The sequence below is a fragment of the Bacillus sp. 7_6_55CFAA_CT2 genome, assembly GCF_000238655.1.
Lineage (GTDB): Bacteria > Bacillota > Bacilli > Bacillales > Bacillaceae_G > Bacillus_A > Bacillus_A cereus.
In genome coordinates this window covers 871,436-893,311 of sequence record NZ_JH414709.1, presented here as the reverse complement: position 1 = coordinate 893,311, position 21,876 = coordinate 871,436, and the positions used below count along the sequence as shown (strand labels likewise).

Sequence of the window (21,876 nt, the reverse complement as noted above, 5' to 3'; positions counted from 1 at the left end):
TTAAAATTTACAATCAGCATATAATATTTTAACTTATACATTTTAAGGGGTGCTGACTATGACAAGTCTACAACATAAGCTTTTTACAAGATTGAATCTTGCAAAGCGTACTGAAGTGAAGTTTGAAGAATTGAATACAATTCTCTTTACATTTGCACACACTATACCATTTGAGAATTTAGATGTTATAGCACGAAATACGAATCAAATCTCTCTGGAAAACTTACGAGAGAAAATTTTAACTAGTTCCCGTGGTGGACTTTGCTACGAATTAAATACTCTTTTTTACTATTTCTTAAAAGACTGTGGCTATGATGTACAACTGGCATTAGGTACGGTGTATAAAAATGATATAAATGCATGGGCACTGGAGGATGGCCATATAACAATTATTTTAACTTATGATAATCTACAGTATTTAATTGATGTAGGTATAGCTTCGTTAGTACCTCTTGTTCCTGTACCTTTTACTGGCGAGTCTGTTTCTTCAAAAAATGGTTCGTACCGAGTGAGACGAAAAGATACAAGTAAAGGAAATTATGTTTTAGAAAGAATAGATACTGATGGAGAATGGAAAGTTTGTCATGCTTTTTATAAACATATTATTGATGAGATAGTAGTAAACGATGTTCAAAGAAGAGTGATAGAAGATGAGAAGTCTATTTTTAATAAAGGACCAATTGCAGTAAAGTTGACGAACTCCGGTCATATTTCATTAACGAATACAAGTTTAACTGAAGTTATTCATGGGGAAAAAACTAAGCGTGAAGTTACAGAAAATCAATATAAAGAGTTTTTATATACTTTATTTGCTATTAAGTTATGAATAATAAAGATAGCCGGTTCTTATTCAGAAGCGGCTATCTTTATTATTTTTGGTGTAAATGGTTTTCTTCTAATATGTTTCGGAAACTGCGGTATAGTTAATGTTTTTAATGTTTCCTCCGCTTCTTCATATGTATGAAAAATTGGTTCTTTTCCATCATCCCCTTGTAAAACTAGCCCTTCATCTCGGATTACATATGGCATAAAACCACCCCATCTAGTAAAGAATTATATTCTTTTGCAGCAGAATAATACGATTTAAAGTTGATTTTCTTAATACATATAATACACTAGAACAGTACGCAAAAGTATGTACAATGAATTTTGAATGTAAAGGAAGATTAATATGTCAGTTATTGATAAATTGAAACTTAATAAGTATACAAATATGGTCGTTATTAACGAACCAAGTGATTATGACATTTTTACAGGTAAAGAAACTGCATTCTCAAAAGAACACGATGCTATCTTTATATTTGTAGAAACGCTTGATGAAATGGTGAAACAAACGAATTTTATTATAAGTAATGAAGAATTACTAATTGAAAAAGGTTACGTATTCTTCGCATATCCGAAAAAAGGTAATGCTCGTTATAGTACGTTTATTCACCGTGATGAGATGTTTCCGGCATTAAATGTTGGAGAAGATGGTTATGTGGGAGAAAGTGATATTAAATTTGCACGAATGGTAAGTATGGATGAAGTCTTTACTGTTGTAGGTTTAAAACGCGAGAAGAAAAAAACAACGAAAACATCTGCTATGAGTCAATGTGTTGCCGATTATGCAGATCGAATTAAAGATGTTGAAGCATTATTAGCTAATCATCCGAATGAACTTAAGTTTTATCAAAGTTTAACGCCTGGATATCAGAAAGATTGGGCACGTAATCTTTTTTCTGTAAAACAAGAAAAAACACGTGAAAAACGTCTAGAGAAAATGATAGAGATCCTTTCACAAGGCTATAAAACAATTGAATTATTCCGTAAGAAGAAAAAATAATGATTAAGAAAGTCACAATGCTGCAACAATTAATTGTGATAAGTACATTGAAAAAAGCATTCCTTCTATTATACTAAGGAATGTTCTTATATTTATATAATTAGCAAAAGAGAAAAGGTGTTTGAGATGAAATCGTATATTGTAGTTGGATCTGGAATTTTAGGAGCGTCTACTGCTTATCATCTTGCTAAGGCAGGTGCGAATGTTACTATCGTGGATCGCCAACAATTAGGGCAAGCAACTGATGCAGGAGCAGGTATTGTATGTCCATGGCTATCGCAGCGTCGTAATAAAGCATGGTATAAAATTGTTAAAGGCGGTGCACGTTACTATTCTTCGTTAATTCAGCAATTAGAAGAAGACGGTGAAACTGACACAGGATATAATCGTGTAGGTGCAATTAGTTTACATACTGACGAGAAAAAGTTAGATCAAATGGAAGAGCGAGCTTATAAACGACGTGAAGATGCCCCAGAGATTGGTGAAATCACTCGCTTATCAGCTGAAGAAACAAAAAAATTATTCCCAGCATTATCAGACGAATATAGTTCTGTTCATATTAGTGGTGCTGCACGAGTAAATGGAAGATTATTACGCAATGCATTAATAAGTGCTGCGAAAAAACATGGTGCAACTTTAATAAAAGGCGATGCTATATTAGTCCGTGAAGGAAATCATATTACGGGAGTTACAGTAAACGATGAAACAATTTTAGCGGAAAAGGTTATTGTAACTGCAGGCGCATGGGCGAACGAAATCTTGAATCCATTAGGAATTAATTTCTTAGTTACATTCCAAAAAGGACAAATTGTTCATCTGCAAATCGAGAATACAGCAACAGAAAATATGCCAGTTGTTATGCCACCGAACGATCAATATATTTTAACGTTTGACAATGGGCATGTCGTAATTGGTGCAACACATGAGAATGATACTGGTTTCGATCATCGTGTAACAGCAGGTGGTTTACATGAAGTATTCCATAAGGCATTAGCAGTTGCACCTGGATTAGAAAATGCTACAGTGCTTGAAACGAGAGTTGGATTCAGACCATTTACACCAGGATTCTTACCTGTTATCGGACCGCTACCTAACTTTGAAGGAATTCTCGTTGCGAATGGATTAGGGGCTTCAGGTTTAACAGCTGGTCCATACTTAGGAGCGGAACTTGCTAAATTAGCGCTGGGACAACCAATTGAGTTAGATTTAAATGATTATGATGTTGCTGGCGCAATTGAATAATATGGAGTACTGCTAACATTTATGAAAAACCATGCTAAACAAATTCGACAGAGAATAAGTAGTTTTCCCTCTGTTAAGAGTAAGCCTGTTTATGAAAAATAAAATTATTTAAAAATAGAGGGCCGACATTATAAACCTGCATTAATAATGTAGAATTGTGATGTCGGCTCTTTATTCATATTGCTTTAAAACTTATTTTCGAGAGGAGGTTAAGTAATGAGAGCGCCATATCAAGTATTGATATTTCCTTATATAAAAACTGTCGATTCTATTCAATATGCCATTTTTAACCGAAGTGATTATGGTTATTGGCAAGGAATAGCTGGTGGCGGAGAAGACGGTGAGATTCCTATTGAATCAGCAAAACGGGAAGCGTTTGAAGAGGCTGGTATTACAAGAGAATGTCCATATATACAATTAGATTCTGTGTCTTCACTATCAGTAGAAGATGTAGTTGGAGGATTCCTTTGGGGAGAAGAGGTTTATGTAATAAAAGAATTTTCTTTTGGAGTTAAAGTCCCTACAAAAAACATATCATTATCTAAAGAACACTTTAATTATAAATGGTTATGCTTTGAGGAAGCAGTAACGTTTTTGAAATGGGATAGCAACAAAACAGCATTGTGGGAATTAAACAAAAGATTATTAAAACAATAAAAGTGTTAGCTAACAAAAATAGTAGTGAAAGAAGAATTGAACCATTAACAAACCCTTGCTACATTTCTAAACAATGTTTTAGATTATAAAATAGAGTAATATAGATTTGGCATGTTATGCTAAAATTCGCTTAGTGTATATTTTCGTTAAAATGTGGGTGGGCCCCCTTTTAGCAAAACCGGAGTGGGAATGATGAGTATAAATAGTTTTGTGGGATTGATAAATGACGAATTATTAAAAGAGGTAAGTATAAGAAGTGATGATGAATTCGATCCTGTAGTAGTTAAAGATATTCCTAGACTTTGGAAGTGTTTAGGAACAGGTAATTATGCCGCAGTATTCATGCACAGAGAATACAAAGATTGGGTAGTGAAAGTTTACGTGCGAGAAGGAGAAGGAATTGAAAAAGAGTCAGAAGTATACCGAAGAATTGGAGATCATCCTTCTTATTCAAAGCTTATATATAAAGGGGAAAATTTCATAGTATTGAAACGTTTAAAAGAAATTACCTTATACGATGCCCTTCATAAGGGGATTAAAATTCCTAAGCAGGTGATCCTTGATATAAATAAAGCTTTAGAGTATGCGAGGGAACAAGGATTAACTCCTTGTGATGTTCACGGGAAAAATGTGATGATGGAAAAAGGAAGGGGATATGTAGTCGATGTATCTGATTTCTTAAAAACAAAAGAAGATAGTAAGTGGAGGGATCTAGAAAAGGCATATTTCACCTTTTATTTTCCTTTCATTTATAAATTGCCTTTCTCTGTTAAAATACCGTATTTTATGTTAAACATTGTTAGACGTTCGTATAGAAAATATAAGAAGCTTAAAAAGAACTTCAAATTATAAAAGGACCACATATGTTCCTGAAAACGAGTTAAATTCACATAAATAACTTTAGAAAAATTTTAAATTTTGTTTAGGGGCTACTTCAAGACCTTAGCTTGCTGAGCATGTGGTGCTACCTCAAAATATAAAAAGATTAGGAGTGAACCCTAATCTTTTTATTTATACATATTTTTGATAGTTATATATATCACTATCAATTCCAAAACGGGATATTTTGAATAAATGAAACCGTCAAAATAAGTGTTGATGCGGAACCAGCAGTTACTAAAGTTACTATTTTTCGTACGTTCTGTTCTTTTGAAGGTTTTATAAGTTCTGTAATTAACACAATCCATATTATGATAGAAACTATTGAAATAATATTTATAGACATATGTAACACATCCCTTCTTGTTTTCACATAAATATTGCTTCTTTTATAAAATAAAAGCAATTTAACAAGAAAATATGTAACGCATTAAAAATCAATATTTTCCTGTTAAACCACCTTTTTTAAATAGAAATACGACTGATAAAACGATAACAACAGCCTTCAAACTGCCCCAATATGGATAAATAGCATGATCAGTTAGACTAGCATGCTGAAAAATATTCTCTAAACCGAAAATTCCTATCATGACTGCTAAAAGGAATGAAGCTGATCCATACGTCCCTTTACGATAGAGGGTAAATAAATAGACTGCGAAAATTAGTGATAAGATGATTTGTAGTACGATTATCATAGTTCGTCCCCCAGATTATTTATAATTATATTATATGCAAAATTGTAATAAAAAGGAAGAAAACTTATTTGATACTAACAGAACTACTCTAATCATATTCTTCTATAAAAAAGAAGAAAAAGGGGTGTACAGTTAATTGACAAAAGTTAAAGTTAGTTTACGACCCATTGTTCATAACGTAAATTTACCAACTGTATTGAAAACAACGATACTTCCAGGTGAATCGACCGAAAGACTATTTATCGCAACTCAATTAGGAGAGATTTTTTACATAGGGGACGGAGTTATAAAGACATTTTTAGATATTCGTCACCTAATTATTAAATTAGGTACATTTGAAGAAGGTGTTTCTAGTAGCGGTTATGATGAACGCGGATTGCTAGGACTTGCGTTCCATCCACAATTTTATCAAAATGGGTTATTTTATCTTCATTATTCAGTAGCCGGAACTCAAGGACCAGGTGCACTTTCTGAACAATTTAAACCGAATCCTTGTGACCCTAAAACGTTAAATTTGAAGTGGGTTAATAGAAATACGCAATATGATCACATTGATACAGTGGAAGAATGGACTTTACAATCTAATGGTCAAGCTCAAAAGCGACGAATATTATTGAATGTAAGAAGACCATTTTTTAATCATAACGGAGTCAATAGTTTAAACTTTTCACCTGAGACTGGAAAACTTGTTTTTACAAATGGAGATGGTGGATCAGGTTATGATCCATTTAATTTAAGCCAAGATGATTTAGAAATAGCAGGAAAAATAATTGAAATCGATGTAAGTAAAAATACATTTATAAATAACCCTCCTGTAGTTACACGCTTTAATGAACTTCCTTTATCTATACAAGAAACACTTACAGTAATTGCAAAAGGAGTACGTAATATAACCGGCATTTCATTTCAAAGGTTTTATAATCAATATATCAAATACACCGGAAATGTCGGACAAGATATTGTAGAGTCTATTTTTTCATTTGTTCAATATAAACCTATACCGGTAACAGAACTTGTTCAAATGCATTTTATGAGGTTAACTCCCAATCAAGATGGGTTTATCAATTTTGGGTGGCGAGGATGGGAAGGGGATTTACCTACTTCTTTTATACGACATTGTTCTGAGAATCAGACTTTGGATGAGAGAACGATGGTTTATTATGATGAAACAATACAAACTTCAGTGAAGCGTATTCTGCCTCTACTTAGTTATTTTCATAAAGATTCTAGAACAGATAAGTTTGGAGGAACTTCACTTACAGGAGTTCAGCCATATATGGGAAATGCAATTCCAAATTTAACAGGTAGCGTTGTTTTTACTGACCTTGCCAAGAAAGGAGAATCTCAGTCTCCAGTTAAGGGTGTTTTAGCCTATACTAGAGCAGGTACAGACGGTAAACATGCTGACTTTCATGCTATTGAAACCAATTATGATTTTGGTACGCAAGCAGCTTATTATATGAGTTTAGGAACAAATTCGAATCAAACTAAGTTATATTTAGGAGTTTACAGTTCTATGAAAGTAACTGATTTTAACAAAGGTACCATTTTTGAAATTATTCCTTGATACGATATAAATTCTCAGTTTAAAAACATAAAGAGTTTATTCTGCTTCCAAAACGCACAACTTGACTTGCCCCCCCTAAAAATCTTCAATTTTATATAGTGATTTATAACTAGTAGAAAGCAACTCATAAACCATAAGTGTATGAATAATATAGAAAGTAATGAATGTGGTATCTTTAGGGGGTATTTTAATGAATTGGTTTGTACGTTATTGGTATCAACTGATGATAGAACATGATACGAGCTTTGTTCATAAAAGAAAATTGTCCCTTGCGAATAAGTTAGTACTTACAGCTTTGATGAGTGCATTGGCCACCATGTTTCAAGCAGCTGGGAACTTAGTTCCTGGTATAGGTTTGCTCATTAGTCCATTTTCGACATTAACGATTTTTTTTGCTATTTTTTATTCTATTCGTGAGGGAATACTTTCTTATATTCTTACTATTTTTCTATTATTTATTATTGAGCCCAGTGAACTAATTGTCTTTCCTTTTACTACAGGCTTATTAGGTCTAGCCTTAGGAGTATCCTTTTTAAAATTAAAGAGGAGAATTTGGATTGTTTCTTTTTCAGCAACTTGTCTACTTATAGGTATTATGATCGTTCTCGATGTTTTCCACTTTCCGGTACTTGGTCCTGCTGTTCATACAACTATGGATATAAAAATTATTTTATCAATATTTATAATGAGCTTTCTATACTGTTGGATTTATGCAGGTTTTTGCAGAATAATGATGAATAGATTATATAAAGTGTTGTATTGACAATGGCATAATGAGGATTGGAGATTGAATTCATGACTAACGTTGCAGTTAGACGACCGAATTTGAATGATGTAGATGAACTATATTTATTTTTCCGTATAGTTATTACAAATACATACAAAAATGAAGGATTGTCACAATTATTGGATGACATAGAAAATGAAATTAACTCAAAAAAGCAGTATTTGAAAAGTGATTTTGATAGTAACGGAGAAAGTCGTTACTTTTTATTAGCAATTGATACAAGTAACAATAAAATCATTGGAACAATCGAAATCGGTCCAGCAAGTACATTGATTAATAGTTGTACAGGTGGTGTACTTAAAAATTTGTATGAAATAGGAACTGTATTCATACTTCCGGAGTATCAAAGAAAGGGAATAGGGAGTTTATTACTACATACAATGTTTCTTACATTACTTAGCAGAGGGATAACAGAATATTGTTTAGATAGTGGATATAAAAATGCGCAAAGTATATGGACGAAAAAGTTTGGAAAACCTAATTATGTATTGAAAGATTACTGGGGAGAATCCAGTGATCATATGATTTGGAAGAAAAGTTTACATGATACACCTATAATATTTGAATTATAAAATGAAATATGCCTCTGAACATAGCTTTTCTTACTTATGTATGCTATTATTTATCTTTATAATAAAAGAGGACGTGAATGAACTTGATTAAAATTAATATTCCTGAAGCTGATGTTTCAATTACTGAACGTAAACAAGTTATTAAAGGAGACGAGCCAATCATTACTCCAATTAATGGATTTATCGATTTCCACTTGTTCCCTAGAGATAAAGGCGGCATTTTTATGTTTTACAATATTAATGACGAACTTCTTTTCGTAGGTAAAGCTCGTAAAATTAGACAACGTATTAAGAAGCATTTTGAAGATAATGTTTCACCAATTAAAAATCACCGTGATGAAGTATACCGCATTGATGCATGTATCGTAGAAGATCCAACAGAAAGAGAAATTTACGAAACATATATCATTAATGAATACAAAGCGAAATATAACGTTGATAAAGTATTCTACAAATAATCAACATTAATAAAAAACAATCCTAGCTAATATGCAAGGATTGTTTTTTATTTAGATTTATTCTTCATATCTTTCTCCTTTTTTCAAATGATTAGCAGCAACAAAACAGATTACACCTATAAATATAAGTACAATACCAACCGTTTTCTGTTTTCCCTCAAAGAAAGGAATATCTGAAATAACATTTGTCATACATAGTCCTAAAAATACAAAGATGGGGCCCACCCAAAGTAATACATTACCGAATTTTGTGTGCTTCCACATAATAACCCTCCTTAACCCTCTTTACATATATATCCATAAATAAAAAGTAAATTCATAGAGAAATATAGTTTTTTTCATATCGAAAATTTAACCCTCATATATTGGTACAAGCAAAAGAGAAAGGAGACCATCATGAATTGGTTAGAAGCTTTCATACTAGGTATAATTCAAGGTTTAACAGAATTTTTACCAATCAGTAGTACCGGACATCTTTATTTAGGAAGGCATTTGTTCCGATTAGATGAGGCTGGCTTATTTTTAGATACGATGCTGCATATTGGGACTTTACTTGCGGTTTTTATTTATTACAAAAAAGAATTTATATATTTAATTAAAAACCCATTTTCAAAGCTCATGTTATTACTTATCGTTGGGACAATACCCGCAGTTGTAATTGGTTTATTGTTTAAAGACTTCTTTGAAGATATTTCAAAAACAGGAATCACGATCGGTTGGGAGTTTTTAGTGACCGGATTCTTTCTCTACATGGCAGATAAACAAAAGAATGGTCGTAAAAAAATGGATGACATAACATATAAAGACGCATTAATTATCGGTTCATTTCAAGCTGCTGCTATTTTTCCAGCCATTTCTCGTTCTGGAATGACAATTGTCGCTGCATTATGGAGAAAATTAGACCGTGAAACTGCTGCTTACTTTTCTTTTTTACTATCGACACCAGCCATCGTTGGAGCTATCGTTTTGCAATTTGTAGACGTTTTTCAAGGGAAAGCAGAATCTATTTCTATCACATCTTTAATTGTCGGAACGTTATCAGCAGCGTTTTTTGGATACATAGCCGTTTCATGGATGATTCAATATTTAAAACGTCACTCCTTAAAAATATTCGCGTATTACGTATGGGGATTAGGTATTTTAATTTTAATGTTGCAATTTACTGATGTATTTTAAGTATAATGATAAAGAAGTTAATTAGTTTAAGATCCTGTTTCATTCATACAAGGCAGGATCTCTTTTTATTAAGGGGGAAAATATGTTTAATAAGGCTATCGTTATTGGTGGAAGTATGGCAGGAAAGTTTGCAGCAAAAGCATTATCAACTTCTTTTAAAGAAGTAATCATTATAGAAGCTGGTGAAAGATGGGATGGAAAGTCTTCGAGAAAAAGAGTTCCACAAAGTAATCATCCTCACGTGTTATTAAAAGGTGGAGAAAACGCAATTGAAGAATTGTTTCCTAATATTACGAACGAATTAATAGAAGCGGGTAGTATTATAAACAACTTTACGCGTGATTTGAAATGGCATCAATTCGGTCTATGGAAACAACCGTTCATAGGGGAAGTACATATGATTCAACAAAGTCGTCCTTTGCTAGAATGGCATATTCAAAAACGAATACATCAAATTTCAAATATTACTATTAAATATGAAACATTGGTTAAAGGGTTATTGGTAGATGCAAAGCTTAACAAAGTGTGTGGAGTAAAAGTTAAATATTTAGAGACAAACACACAAGAAGAAGTTCATGCGGATCTTGTAGTTGATGCGAGTGGATTTGGCTCAAAAAGTATAGAGTGGCTACGAGAATACGAAATTAAAGTACAAGAAGAGAAAGTTCGTATTGATTTATTTTACGCAACGAAAATGTTCAAACTTAAAGAAAATGAGGAGTTAGACTGTTGTAATATGCTAATGTCTCCTAGTTTCCCTGATAACCCTTATGGCGTTCTTATTCAAACGATAGAAGATAATCGTTATTTTGTTACTTTTAGTGGATACGCAAATAAGAAAGCACCACAAACAGATGATGAGTTTTATGATTTTGCTGAAAATCTATCAATTTCTAATGTTACAGACTTCTTAAATAAGGCTGAGGGAATTACTGATATAAAGACATACAAAATTCCTTATCAAGTACGCCGGCGATTTGATTTAGTGAATAATGTACCAGAAGGATTATTAGTTATTGGAGATGCGCAATGTCGTTTTGATCCCGTTTTCGGCCAAGGCGTATCAGTTGCTGCTATGGAGGCTCACCAGTTGCAATTACTTCTGCAAGATAGAAAACAACTTGATAAAACATTTACACAACAATTTTATAAAAAGGCAGCTACTATAATAGAAACCCCTTGGGATATGACAACAACAGAAATATCACGTCACCCGCAACTAAAGAGAGAATTAACTACAAAACAAAAATTTCAGCTATGGTATACGAAACAAATATATCGACTATCCGCAAGTAATTCTGATGTTTATATTCGGTTAGTACGAGTGATGAATTTAATTCGTAGTCCATTTCATCTTTTTCATCCGAACGTGCTACTATCTGTATTACTTAATCGAAAGAAATAGCAGGAATATAATTGATTAAAAAAGAATGTATAACAGTTAGTAAATCAAGAAGGAGAATACGGAATGGAAATATACATAGAGCAACTAAAGAAACAAGATGCTAAGGATTTATTTACGTTTGAACTTACAAATAAATCTTTTTTTGAAACAATGGTACCAAATCGTGGCTCGAAATATTTTGAATTTGAATATTTCCAAAAACTACTAGACGATTTATTAATAGAACAGGCAGATGGAGATTCTTATTTTTATTTAATTCGTAATGAAGAAAAAGAAATTGTAGGGCGAATCAATTTAGTAGATATAGATACGGAAACTCGAATTAGTTCGCTCGGGTATCGTGTCGGAGAAAAATTTACTAAAAAAGGAGTTGCAACAGCAGCCGTAAAATTAATTTTAGATGTAGCGAAAAATAATGAAATTACTGAAGTTCATGCTAAAACAACGACTAATAATCTCGCATCACAAATTGTACTAGAAAAAAGCGGGTTTTCTTCTTATCAAAACGAATCAGATATAACATCTGTAGAATTAAATGGAGAACATGTGAAGTTTGTACACTATATTTGGAGAAATACTTCACACTTATAATAAGGAGGACTTATTCATGAATGATTTACGTTATCCAATTGGCCAATTTACATACAAACGTCCTATAACTGAAGAAATGATTGATACATGGATTCAAGAAATTGAAGATTTACCTAATGAACTAACAAGGGCAATTAAAGATTTAGATCAGAAGCAGTTAGATACACCATATCGCGTTGGAGGTTGGACTGTACGTCAAGTAGTTCATCACGTCGTTGATAGCCATATGAATAGCTACATACGCTTTAAATTAGCACTGACAGAAAAGAATCCAACTATTAAGCCGTATAAAGAAGAGAAGTGGGCAGAGTTACCTGATTCAAAATTACCGGTAGATGTTTCACTAGTAATGCTAGATTCATTACATAAAAGATGGGTTAATCTTTTATATTCTCTAGAAATTGAAGATTTAGAAAAGACATTTAACCATCCTGAAACTGGTGAAACAAAACTTGCTGTTGCAATAGGACTATATGCATGGCATGGTCGTCACCATACCGCTCATATTACTTCTTTAAGAAAGCGTCTAAATTGGTAACATGGAGATTATATTAGAAAAGGTGACAGAAACTGATGCAGAAGTTATATTTCAAATGCAAATAGGCTCATTTAGCTCTTTATTACATAAATATAAAGACTATGAAACAAATCCAGCAAATGAAACTATTGAAAAAACTATTTTTAGAATAAATAATCCCAGCAGTAATTTTTATAAGGTGATAATAGATTCGAAACTTGTTGGAGCGATATGTATATCCGCAAAAGAACTACCTTATAAATTTTGGATTAGTCCAATGTTTATTCATCCAATCTATCAAGGGAAAGGAATTGCTCAGAAGGTACTTATTTTAATTGAAGAAATGTTTCCAGAAGCACGAAGTTTTGAACTTGCTACGATTTTAGAAGAAGAAAGAAATTGTTTTCTATACGAGAAAATGGGGTATAAAAGGACAGAAGTAATAAAGAAATTAAATGATAAAACTACACTTGTTTATTACAAAAAAGAAAGGTAAAGCATTTAAAATACGCTTTACCTTTTTATGTTATTTTAGATTAAATATACAAAAATAATGTATGTTCTTCCAAAATACTCGGGTTAGTAATTTTGAAAATGAATAAAGATACAAAAACCACTACTTTGTCGTAAAGGTTACTAGCGCTTTTTGAATGCTTAAAATACTATCGTCACCTTTAAATTCTTTCGTAATTGGTTCCTCCATACTAGACACCCAAATTTTAAGTTCTGCATCTAAATCAAAATGCCCAGCCGTTTCGATGCTATATTGTGTAATACTTTTATAAGGAATAGAATGGTATTCTGTTTTTTTGCCAGTTACTCCTTGTTTATCTACTAATATAAGACGACGATTTGTAAATACGATTAGATCACGAATTAATTTATAAGCATGCTCTACTTTTTCATCGTCTAGCATAATCTTCTCTAAATCACGTTCTACACTTTCAGAACTCGTATTTGATGCATTTCCTAAAATACCGCTAAATAAACCCATATTAAATTCCTCCTTTAATATATGTGGAATGAATTACTTATATTGTAACATGTTACTCACAAAGATATTATCACATTACTTTAGTAGTTTCTGGTTATTGTTGTGATTAGTTTATATAACCTCACCTTAAAATCTTATGCTAATATGAAATTAAGAAAAAAGAAGCAGAGGGATATAGAATGAAGAATATCGGTTTAGTATTAGAGGGCGGAGGAATGAAAGGTTTATATACTGCAGGTGTACTCGAATATTTCATGGAAAAGAACTTATTCTTTCCATATGTAGTCGGCGTATCAGCTGGAGCCTGTATGGGAGCAACCTATTTGTCGCGTCAACAAGGGAGAAATAAGAAGGTAAATACAGAGCTAATATCAGATTACAGGTATATATCTTATCGAAATTTAATTCGAAAACGTGAATTATTTGGAATGGACTTTTTATTTGATGAAGTACCTAATAAAATTGTTCCATTTGATTTTCAAACTTTCTTAAACTGTAATGAACAATTTGTTATAGGGACGACTGATTGCGAATCAGGACAAGCTGTTTATTATAATAAAACAGAACATGGAAATGATATTTTAAAAATCATCCGTGCATCCAGCTCTGTGCCGTTTATAGCACCTGCTGTAGAATATGATAATCGAAAATTACTAGATGGAGGAATTATAGATCCTATACCAGTTTTAAAAGCTCAAACTGATGGTTATGAAAAGAACGTTGTAATTATGACAAAGCCAGAAGGATATGAGAAGCAGCGGAATAAATTTTCAGGCCTAGCTAAAATTTTATATAGAAAATATCCGAAAATCGCAGAGAATTTAGTAGACCATTATCGTTTTTATAATGAGACGATATCTTATATGAATCAAGAAGAACAAAAAGATAATTTTTATGTAATTCAACCAAGTGTACAGCTTCCTATAAGCGGAATAGAAAGAAATAAGGAAAAGCTCGTTAATTTATATAATCTTGGGTATATCGATGCTCAATATCATTATGAAAACTTATTAAATTGGATAGAGAAATAAAGGAGGAGAAAGTTGAAGTTAGGAAAACAAATTATTTTTAAGGAATTGCAGAAAATGCATATTCCACTTCATAAACCGTTTCCTTATCGTGCTACAGCAAAATTGCAGCGAGACTTAAAAAGTAAATTTACCGAAGATGACTGTATAAACGCTAATTTTAATCATTATTGGATGCATATAGCAGCTACTTTAAATTCTGTACTAAATGGAAACGAACAGAACATTACGTTTCAACAAATAAAGTGGTTAAGAAAATCGTTTTTTGAGTGGTTTCCGCAATATCGTTTTCTAGAAACAGAAATTGTGAATTATCCCATTTTGTATAGAGATTTCATAAGTTATGAGAAGACCAGAAAGCTATTACTTTATTACCTTACTGAATAAAAGCGAAAACGTACAGGTTAGTTACATTACTTGTACGTTTTTTTGTTCATAAAACATTCAATATTAACAACTAGTTTATATAGGAATTCTAATGAGAAGAAAGAAGTACATATAATAGAATGATGCAGGGGAGGAGAGAGGAATAGCTGTTTTACTTTAAGTTATTGTCCAACTCGAATACAGTTAGTTATTTATATTAAAATATTTCGAGTGAAATCAAGCTTTTAAGGATTTCATTAAACATTAAACAAAACAAGTTAGCAACGTAGAAGGGATAACATTAACATGAAAAACGTATCAAATATAGATAAAGTAGAATCAATAAAATCTTTACAGTCAACAATTAGTAAACTTGAAAATGCCTTATCACAGATGACTCACAAAGGATCAAATACTACTTTAGTGAAAAAAAGACTCAAAGCAGCTAGTATCGGCTTAGCTATGTTAGAAAGTGTTTGGAAGCAAGAAACTCATCATTATACTCAGGAAGATTTAGCAGAAGCTCGTAATGTTCTGATTGGTTTGCTTCCATCAATTGAAAAGATTTACGTTAAGTCGAAGCTTGGGAGTCCTCAAAGAACGCTTTTAGAAAGAAGAATAAAATCGTTGGAACTTTCTATTCAGGCAATTGATTATTTTTCTAATAAATAACTTCGCTAAACAAATAACTTACGACTACTTTTATATAGGGATTCTAATGAAAAAAACTACATATAGAATACTACAAAGGATGAAGAGAGGTGACTACAATAATCAGTCCTAAGTTAGAGAAGCTTAAAAATCAATTAAAGAATGGAAACGAAAAAGCTCTTTATACTTTTTTGCATGAAATAAAGTCAAATCACACGCCACTAATAGAACAATGCCCTGCAGATAATCAGTATAAGCTTATAACGTATATATGGTTAGGGGATCAAAACACTGAAAACGTTTATGTATTCGGTAGTTTTCCTGGTTGGGATTTGTCTGTAAATCAATTACAACGATTGTTACAGACAGATATTTGGTATGTAACGTTTAGGACGGATAAGAGTTTTATTTCAACGTACTATTTTTCAGTAAACGATGTTTTCGAAAATGATTGGATAAAGCGTAGTGAACAGTACGAAATAGACCAATTTAATCGAAATACATTTGGAGAAGGTACCAATAAAGCGTCTGTGTTAAACATAGGAATGGAGGTGCAATATAGCAGTCGTTTTCCTTCAAATGATTATCCATCCGGAAAGATTGAAACATATTCTTTTTATAGTTCGATTTTAAATAACACACGCAAAATTCATATTTATACGCCTCATGATTATTCTCACACTTCACATCTTCAAGAACTTCTCATTGTATTTGATGGGAATTCATTCATTAATGACCTTTCAATCACAAAAACACTTAATTATTTAATTTACGAAAAAGAAATCCCATCGTGTATTGCTGTTGATATAGATCCTGTCGATCGATTAGAAGAGCTAACTTATAACGATAAAATGAATGCATTTTTAACGAAGGAATTACTTCCGTGGATTCAAGCTAAGTATCACGTTTATCAAGAAAAGAATCATACAACAATTGCTGGTTTCAGTCTTGGTGGCTTAGCAGCTTTTTATGCAGCACTTCAAAATCCACATATTTTCGGAAATGTGTTGTCACTGTCTGGATCCGTACATTGGAAAAAGGATAATTATGAAAATACAATTCCTTGGATTGAAAATCAAATTTCATTAATATATTCTAATGCGACTCATCTACATTCTTACATAGCAGTAGGTGAACTCGAAAACGAACCTCTTTTAACGGCTAATAGACGGCTATATAAAGCTTTAGAAGAAATGAAACGCCAAACCCACTTACGAAGAGTTTCAAGGCGGACATGATAGCGTATGGTGGCGAGAAAAGCTATTCGATGGATTAAGGGCATTAGAATTTACAAAAACGACATTAGAAAATAAAAAGGAGAGGGAATCTATGAATCAAGAAGAACTAGATAAAAAACTAAAAAAACAAGAGATTTTAGTAAAAGATGAGAAAGTTTGGTCTTATACGTATGAGGATCATATTAGTTCTATCGTTAAAGAGGCAGAAAAGAAAGGGTCATTTAATAATTTACCTGGTAAAAGTAAACCTCTTAATCTCGATAAAGATCTTTCTTACAATCCTGAAAAGCAACTTTATAGAACTTTAGCAAATAATCATGTTTTGCCTAGGTGGATTGAGCTTTCAAAAGAAATTGACGATTTAAAAGAAAGACTAAAAGAAAATACAAATACTACAGAAGCAGCGGAATTAATTCGAACTATTAATAAAAAGGTTTTAGAGCATAATTTACTTTGTCCGCCAAGCGCGCAAAAAATGAGGGTGAAAATGGATTTTTAACGATTTTCAATTAAGCTATCGCTTACTATATAATTAAGTTAGGCATTTTCAATTCATTACTAAAGGGAGGCAAATGTAGTGAAGAATACGTATCAACTTCAAATTCCGAAAGAACTAGAACAGTATCGTAGTATTTTAGAAGAAAGTGTGAAACCGTATATTAAAGTGTCTGGAACGCAAGCAGAGACAACGCTTTTTGAAAGTAAATTTGGTGGATATCCGTATTTACCTATAGATCAAGAGCATCCTAAAGACTCAAACGGACAACCTATGATGCTACTTGCGCAGTTAAACCTTGAAGAAATACCTAACATTGAACATATGCCTCAACATGGAATGTTACAGTTTTTCATAAGTGCTGAAGAAGATCTTTTTGGAGCAGATTTTGATCATCCCACAAGCCAAAAAGACTTTCGGATTGTTTATCATTCTACAATCACAGCGGATTTAACTAAGGTGATTACTGATTTTAGTTATTTAAACACTTTAGATTTAGAGAATTTTATCATACCCGAAGCAGCAAAACTAAAGTTTGAATTGGCACATCAACCAGTAACACCAAGAGATTATCGATTTGAAATGATTTTTAGTGATAACATTGATTGGGAAGAAATTGTTGATGAAGAAAATAATACAGAATTAGGCGAACTGTATGATGATTTATGTAAAGATCAAGGACATAAAATTGGTGGATATCCATTTTTCACACAGACAGATCCGAGAGAATGGGAAGAAAAATACCAGCAACATGACATATTATTGCTGCAAATCGATACAGACGATTCATTAAATATTATGTGGGGCGATTCTGGGGTTGCTAATTTCTTTATACGTAAGGAAGAGCTGTTAAATCTAGATTTTTCCAATGTCATTTACAATTGGGATTGTTACTAGAAGATATAAATAAAATAATAGCAAACAAAAAATCTTCCTGAAGGCGAGGAGGTATTTTTTTATGTTAAAAATAAGCGTTATGTTAACTAGAATAAAAACAATGAGTGTAATGAAAGTCAAGCCTAAATAACAGAAATAACAACAAATAATGTAAAGTTGTAAAACATGTGCAAATAGCAATAAATTCATTAAGTAAAACATAAAATAAAATTACTAATTTATATTTTGTATAGAAATAATTTTTCTGTATAAAAATTTCTTACCAATCAAAAATGTTTTTAATTCGTTAAATCTTAAGTGATTATTGATTAAGATTTGCTGTGATGAATTTATAACAAATAAAAACGATAAAAACTGAAGAAATTTGTTTAGATAAGATTTCATGTGAATCTCACTAAAAATCTCTGTTTCGTCTCATTAAGTATAGTTTACTTGAGTTTTGATACCTGATATTACTTTGTTTCTATAACTGCCTATAATATATATTATGTCTACTAGTAAAAAATAATAAACTTATTATAAGTTAGCTTAGTTTGGTATACTTCCCTTTTCTTTATTTATTAGTGAATAGTTCGTTGATGCTGGATTAGTATAAATAATAATTAATAAAACATAATAAAAAGCAACTTGTTTAAATTTAATAATTAAACAAGTTGCTTTGAAATTGACTAAACTATATTTATAATTTGTTTGCTTTAGGAATTACTTTGATTTTAATTAATAATTCATCGTGAATTTTAATTTTATAATTGAACTTGTTTGTGAATTATTCGATCATCATTACAATTATTCTTTTTCTTGAAAAATATTGTATTTACGCTTTAAATGCAAACCTTTATTTTTATAAATCCACTGTGAAAATTTATTAACATTATTTTTACCACTTAGGTAAATACGATATTGTTTTTCTTTGTCAACAAAACTTAATTGGAATTTATTATTCTCAAGGATATCTTTAAAAGAATTCATAAAATTATATGATCCTCCAACAAAGCTAACAAAGTATTTATGAGAATTAACATGACCATCCCCATCGAAATACCCACGAACAAAGTGATGCAAATATTCTTCTGGTACAAAAGGAAATTCGATGTTAAATGATTTACACGGCCTGATTCCATGTATGTTCATAAGATCGTCTTTTATTGTTTTGCTATTAATATTTAGCATATATACACCTGTTTTTTTGTTTTGGTATAGCGGCTGATTTGTTTTTAGTTCTTTTTTTATATCTTCTAAAATATAACTTTCTTTTTGTGATATACTGACGCATTGATTTTCTTTTGGTATAGCACCATCAGCTGCTATAAATCCTAAAATATAAGCCATATTATTTGACCACGTTTTAAAATAATTTTCTGTTATGTCATACTCTCTCTTCCAGCTCCCTATAGCGCGCCTTGGAACGTTGCTGTCTGATAGAACCATACGAATATATCTTGCAGACACATTAGCAAGCATGGCGATTTCTGAAGTACTTTCCCCTTCTGTATACATATGAATGATTTCAGCTTTTGATAGTTTACATTTTGATTTCTTTTTTCGCTCTATTTGCACTTACATCCTCTCCTTCCTTTTAATAATTTGAGACTTATCTTCTTCTATAACATATAACGAAACATACGTTCTTTGTTGTTTATAAGAAGAAATTTACTAAATTAAAACAATTTACATCTACTTAATATTGATTTTATCTGCTGCTACATGGTTTTTATTTTGCATATAAGAATAATGAATTTAACAAATTTATGAAATGTACTGCATTTAAGGTGAAAGGTAAAATGATTTCGTTTAAACTACAAATAGCTACAATAACAACATACGTATATTGTTAATCATAAAAAGGAGAACGAATGAATAAGAAATATACAAATCAAATTCATACTGATATGAGTTTTAAACCGAAAGATATTATAAGTTTAATGACGGATTACTTTAAAATGAAATCAAAGCTGCGTCCTATAAAGGATTTGCCTGTTGTTTTATCAAATAAAGATAATGAAGCGTTAGAGAGTGTTACATGGTTTGGCCATTCTGCTTCTCTTTTGAAAATAGAAGGTAAAAAACTGTTATTAGACCCGATGTTTGGAGATGCCTCTTCCCCATTTCCTTTGTTTAATAGTAAACGCTATAGTGGTGCTTTTTCTTTAGAACGTGATGACCTTCAAGAAATTGATGCGATTGTCATTTCTCATAATCACTATGATCATTTGAATTACAAAAGTATTATGCAGTTAAAAAATCGCGCAAAACACTTTTATGTTCCAACTGGAGTTGCACAATATCTTATTAAATGGGGTGTTTCACCTAGTAAAATTAGTGAGCATAATTGGTGGGACGAAATTACGTTTGATAATATTAAGTTAGTATGTGCGCCTGCAAGGCATTTCTCTGGACGTGGTATGACAGATAGAGATCGTTCATTATGGTGTTCATGGCTTATTCTTGGTCAAGAGACTAAAATTTTCTTTAGTGGTGATAGCGGTTATGCCCCTCACTTTAAGGAAATTGGTGATAAATACGGTCCATTCGATCTTACATTAATGGAATGCGGGCAATATGATCCGAGGTGGTCTGCTATTCATATGTTGCCTGAAGAAACGGTACAAGCTCATATTGATGTTAAAGGAGAATTACTTCTTCCGATTCATTGGGGTGCTTTTACGTTAGCATTACACGAATGGAGTGAGCCGATAGAACGTGTTACGAAAGAAGCTAACCGTTTAGGAGTTAAAATTACAACGCCACAAATTGGCGAATCTATTACGTTAAAATCTACAGACTATCCTTTATCCGCTTGGTGGAAGAAAATTTAATTTTAAAATATAAAAAGAGCGAATCCTCTTATAAAGAATTCGCTCTTTTTTCTGTATTTAAACTTATTTCACTATATTGGATCTCCCACTATCTAATACTCTATTTGCTGGTACACTGGATATTTCAACCACTGTATTCATACTCTTATCAGTCAGTTCAATGAGTTCGTTTTCATGTTTTATTTTATTTAAATCCCACACCATCCCATGAAATTCATTGTGTTGACCACTTACCTGTATAATGCTTTTTGTTTTATTTGAAGGCTGTATTTGAAGGTTTGTAAATTGATTCCCACTAATTTCATTTGGCGTAGTTACTTGACTATCCATATAAATCATATTTACACAGTCTTCTAAAGAAAAGTTCATAAAACGATTGGCATTTATCCAAGCTTGTCCGGTGCTCGGTTTTTTCGCTACTAATTTCAGTCCAGTTTCCATTCCTACAACTTTAATATTTTCGAAGTTAACAAACGAAATTTCATTTTCTTTTCCAGCAGAGTATAAAGAAATTCCGGTACCTTTATTCGTTTCCGTCCAATTGATAATATTTATATCTTTTATTTGTGTTTTGTTCCAAGTGTTATAATATTTATTTTTACCGTCTAAATAAATAACTTCAGAGTTAAATTTAGGATCGTCAATAGTTATATACGCTCCTTCAATGGATGCGTTTTTCTCTAGTTCTAAAACTCTAAAGTTTCCCTCAACTACAAATTGGGATCCGTAACCAAATAATAATTTCACACCTTTTTTAACAATGATTGGTGACGTGATTTTATACTTTTTATCATCAAGCAATACAGTTTTAATTTTACTAGACTCTGCTTTATTAATAGCAGATTGTATTTTTATTGAATCATTTTCCCCTTTAAAGTTTTCTACATACAAGTTAGTACTTTTAGCTGCATAGTCTTTTTTGTTGTATTGATAAAAAGCAAAAATAATTAAAACTATACCCATGAGTAAAACAATTATTTTCTTCATCGTACTCACCCCATATCGATTAATCTATGGCT

General features: G+C 31.8%; 28 protein-coding genes. 21 read left to right on the top strand and 7 right to left on the bottom strand.

Going from position 1 to position 21,876, the window contains the following annotated elements; translation table 11 throughout:
* The first annotated feature begins 58 nt into the window (after window positions 1-58).
* The gene (locus tag HMPREF1014_RS13565) at window positions 59-826 is read left to right on the top strand and encodes an arylamine N-acetyltransferase family protein (RefSeq protein ID WP_000202772.1); all 768 of its coding nucleotides are present in this window, start codon (window positions 59-61) and stop codon (window positions 824-826) included.
* Window positions 827-846: 20 nt separating this feature from the next.
* Here HMPREF1014_RS13565 and HMPREF1014_RS13560 read toward each other — a convergent pair whose 3' ends face one another.
* Window positions 847-1,029 (bottom strand): hypothetical protein, encoded by a 183-nt coding sequence (locus HMPREF1014_RS13560; RefSeq protein ID WP_001147158.1) that lies wholly within the window; start codon window positions 1,027-1,029, stop codon window positions 847-849.
* Between the two features lie 142 nt (window positions 1,030-1,171).
* Here HMPREF1014_RS13560 and HMPREF1014_RS13555 point away from each other — a divergent pair, with 142 nt between their 5' ends.
* From HMPREF1014_RS13555 to HMPREF1014_RS13540, 4 genes are all read left to right on the top strand, one after another.
* A complete protein-coding gene (locus tag HMPREF1014_RS13555; RefSeq protein ID WP_000110844.1) occupies window positions 1,172-1,825 on the top strand; it encodes a YdeI/OmpD-associated family protein in 654 nt (217 codons plus the stop codon).
* A 126-nt stretch (window positions 1,826-1,951) separates the two neighbouring features.
* Window positions 1,952-3,067: an NAD(P)/FAD-dependent oxidoreductase gene (locus HMPREF1014_RS13550; protein ID WP_000844390.1), complete on the top strand. Its 1,116-nt coding sequence runs from the start codon at window positions 1,952-1,954 to the stop codon at window positions 3,065-3,067.
* Window positions 3,068-3,283: 216 nt separating this feature from the next.
* Window positions 3,284-3,724, top strand: coding sequence for an NUDIX hydrolase (locus HMPREF1014_RS13545; RefSeq protein WP_001202619.1), 441 nt, complete (start codon window positions 3,284-3,286; stop codon window positions 3,722-3,724).
* A 192-nt stretch (window positions 3,725-3,916) separates the two neighbouring features.
* Window positions 3,917-4,576 (top strand): protein kinase family protein, encoded by a 660-nt coding sequence (locus HMPREF1014_RS13540; RefSeq protein WP_000026528.1) that lies wholly within the window; start codon window positions 3,917-3,919, stop codon window positions 4,574-4,576.
* Window positions 4,577-4,769: 193 nt separating this feature from the next.
* Here HMPREF1014_RS13540 and HMPREF1014_RS13535 read toward each other — a convergent pair whose 3' ends face one another.
* Both HMPREF1014_RS13535 and HMPREF1014_RS13530 read right to left on the bottom strand, forming a co-directional pair.
* Entirely contained in the window at window positions 4,770-4,949 is a 180-nt protein-coding gene (locus tag HMPREF1014_RS13535) for a hypothetical protein (RefSeq protein ID WP_000026328.1), read from the bottom strand.
* Window positions 4,950-5,040: 91 nt separating this feature from the next.
* Window positions 5,041-5,298, bottom strand: a complete 258-nt coding sequence (locus HMPREF1014_RS13530; protein ID WP_000587710.1) for a hypothetical protein — start codon at window positions 5,296-5,298, stop codon at window positions 5,041-5,043.
* Between the two features lie 136 nt (window positions 5,299-5,434).
* Here HMPREF1014_RS13530 and HMPREF1014_RS13525 point away from each other — a divergent pair, with 136 nt between their 5' ends.
* The 4 genes from HMPREF1014_RS13525 (at window position 5,435) to HMPREF1014_RS13510 (ending at window position 8,682) form a co-directional block, all read left to right on the top strand.
* Window positions 5,435-6,865 (top strand): PQQ-dependent sugar dehydrogenase, encoded by a 1,431-nt coding sequence (locus tag HMPREF1014_RS13525; RefSeq protein WP_000170003.1) that lies wholly within the window; start codon window positions 5,435-5,437, stop codon window positions 6,863-6,865.
* A 190-nt stretch (window positions 6,866-7,055) separates the two neighbouring features.
* A complete protein-coding gene (locus tag HMPREF1014_RS13520; RefSeq protein ID WP_001103997.1) occupies window positions 7,056-7,628 on the top strand; it encodes a hypothetical protein in 573 nt (190 codons plus the stop codon).
* Window positions 7,629-7,660: 32 nt separating this feature from the next.
* Entirely contained in the window at window positions 7,661-8,224 is a 564-nt protein-coding gene (locus HMPREF1014_RS13515; protein WP_000185963.1) for a GNAT family N-acetyltransferase, read from the top strand.
* A gap of 77 nt (window positions 8,225-8,301) precedes the next feature.
* Window positions 8,302-8,682 (top strand): nucleotide excision repair endonuclease, encoded by a 381-nt coding sequence (locus HMPREF1014_RS13510; protein WP_001048941.1) that lies wholly within the window; start codon window positions 8,302-8,304, stop codon window positions 8,680-8,682.
* A gap of 57 nt (window positions 8,683-8,739) precedes the next feature.
* Here HMPREF1014_RS13510 and HMPREF1014_RS13505 read toward each other — a convergent pair whose 3' ends face one another.
* The gene (locus HMPREF1014_RS13505) at window positions 8,740-8,946 is read right to left on the bottom strand and encodes a hypothetical protein (RefSeq protein WP_000265471.1); all 207 of its coding nucleotides are present in this window, start codon (window positions 8,944-8,946) and stop codon (window positions 8,740-8,742) included.
* A 132-nt stretch (window positions 8,947-9,078) separates the two neighbouring features.
* On the opposite strand from HMPREF1014_RS13505, the gene HMPREF1014_RS13500 reads away from it, so the two are divergent.
* From HMPREF1014_RS13500 to HMPREF1014_RS13480, 5 genes are all read left to right on the top strand, one after another.
* Window positions 9,079-9,858 carry an undecaprenyl-diphosphate phosphatase gene (locus HMPREF1014_RS13500; protein ID WP_001104299.1) on the top strand — a complete coding sequence of 260 codons (780 nt, stop codon included), beginning with the start codon at window positions 9,079-9,081 and terminating at the stop codon, window positions 9,856-9,858.
* 82 nt (window positions 9,859-9,940) lie between these two features.
* Window positions 9,941-11,263 (top strand): FAD-dependent oxidoreductase, encoded by a 1,323-nt coding sequence (locus HMPREF1014_RS13495; RefSeq protein ID WP_000482052.1) that lies wholly within the window; start codon window positions 9,941-9,943, stop codon window positions 11,261-11,263.
* Between the two features lie 63 nt (window positions 11,264-11,326).
* Window positions 11,327-11,854 (top strand): GNAT family N-acetyltransferase, encoded by a 528-nt coding sequence (locus HMPREF1014_RS13490; RefSeq protein ID WP_000409242.1) that lies wholly within the window; start codon window positions 11,327-11,329, stop codon window positions 11,852-11,854.
* A 16-nt stretch (window positions 11,855-11,870) separates the two neighbouring features.
* Complete coding sequence (locus HMPREF1014_RS13485) at window positions 11,871-12,392, top strand: YfiT family bacillithiol transferase (protein ID WP_000999082.1); 522 nt, start codon at window positions 11,871-11,873, stop codon at window positions 12,390-12,392.
* A 1-nt stretch (window position 12,393) separates the two neighbouring features.
* Window positions 12,394-12,867 (top strand): GNAT family N-acetyltransferase, encoded by a 474-nt coding sequence (locus tag HMPREF1014_RS13480; RefSeq protein WP_009327030.1) that lies wholly within the window; start codon window positions 12,394-12,396, stop codon window positions 12,865-12,867.
* A gap of 120 nt (window positions 12,868-12,987) precedes the next feature.
* Here HMPREF1014_RS13480 and HMPREF1014_RS13475 read toward each other — a convergent pair whose 3' ends face one another.
* A complete protein-coding gene (locus HMPREF1014_RS13475) occupies window positions 12,988-13,365 on the bottom strand; it encodes a PH domain-containing protein (protein WP_000522476.1) in 378 nt (125 codons plus the stop codon).
* A gap of 179 nt (window positions 13,366-13,544) precedes the next feature.
* Between HMPREF1014_RS13475 and HMPREF1014_RS13470 the strand changes: the two genes are divergently transcribed.
* From HMPREF1014_RS13470 to HMPREF1014_RS13445, 6 genes are all read left to right on the top strand, one after another.
* Window positions 13,545-14,396, top strand: a complete 852-nt coding sequence (locus tag HMPREF1014_RS13470; RefSeq protein ID WP_000789286.1) for a patatin-like phospholipase family protein — start codon at window positions 13,545-13,547, stop codon at window positions 14,394-14,396.
* A 12-nt stretch (window positions 14,397-14,408) separates the two neighbouring features.
* The gene (locus tag HMPREF1014_RS13465; protein WP_000765914.1) at window positions 14,409-14,780 is read left to right on the top strand and encodes a YxiJ-like family protein; all 372 of its coding nucleotides are present in this window, start codon (window positions 14,409-14,411) and stop codon (window positions 14,778-14,780) included.
* Window positions 14,781-15,065: 285 nt separating this feature from the next.
* Window positions 15,066-15,431, top strand: a complete 366-nt coding sequence (locus HMPREF1014_RS13460) for a hypothetical protein (protein ID WP_000800299.1) — start codon at window positions 15,066-15,068, stop codon at window positions 15,429-15,431.
* An 89-nt stretch (window positions 15,432-15,520) separates the two neighbouring features.
* Window positions 15,521-16,648, top strand: a complete 1,128-nt coding sequence (locus tag HMPREF1014_RS13455; protein WP_009327029.1) for an alpha/beta hydrolase-fold protein — start codon at window positions 15,521-15,523, stop codon at window positions 16,646-16,648.
* A gap of 91 nt (window positions 16,649-16,739) precedes the next feature.
* The gene (locus HMPREF1014_RS13450) at window positions 16,740-17,147 is read left to right on the top strand and encodes a DnaJ family domain-containing protein (RefSeq protein WP_001070922.1); all 408 of its coding nucleotides are present in this window, start codon (window positions 16,740-16,742) and stop codon (window positions 17,145-17,147) included.
* Window positions 17,148-17,225: 78 nt separating this feature from the next.
* The gene (locus tag HMPREF1014_RS13445; protein WP_000799786.1) at window positions 17,226-18,041 is read left to right on the top strand and encodes a YwqG family protein; all 816 of its coding nucleotides are present in this window, start codon (window positions 17,226-17,228) and stop codon (window positions 18,039-18,041) included.
* A gap of 786 nt (window positions 18,042-18,827) precedes the next feature.
* On the opposite strand, the gene HMPREF1014_RS13440 is transcribed toward HMPREF1014_RS13445, so the two are convergent.
* Window positions 18,828-19,598, bottom strand: a complete 771-nt coding sequence (locus tag HMPREF1014_RS13440) for an LAGLIDADG family homing endonuclease (protein ID WP_001165384.1) — start codon at window positions 19,596-19,598, stop codon at window positions 18,828-18,830.
* 296 nt (window positions 19,599-19,894) lie between these two features.
* On the opposite strand from HMPREF1014_RS13440, the gene HMPREF1014_RS13435 reads away from it, so the two are divergent.
* Window positions 19,895-20,857 carry an MBL fold metallo-hydrolase gene (locus HMPREF1014_RS13435; protein WP_001037079.1) on the top strand — a complete coding sequence of 321 codons (963 nt, stop codon included), beginning with the start codon at window positions 19,895-19,897 and terminating at the stop codon, window positions 20,855-20,857.
* Window positions 20,858-20,920: 63 nt separating this feature from the next.
* Here the strand turns inward: HMPREF1014_RS13435 and HMPREF1014_RS13430 are convergent, their stop codons facing one another.
* Entirely contained in the window at window positions 20,921-21,844 is a 924-nt protein-coding gene (locus HMPREF1014_RS13430; protein WP_000721088.1) for a hypothetical protein, read from the bottom strand.
* Window positions 21,845-21,876: the final 32 nt, after the last annotated feature.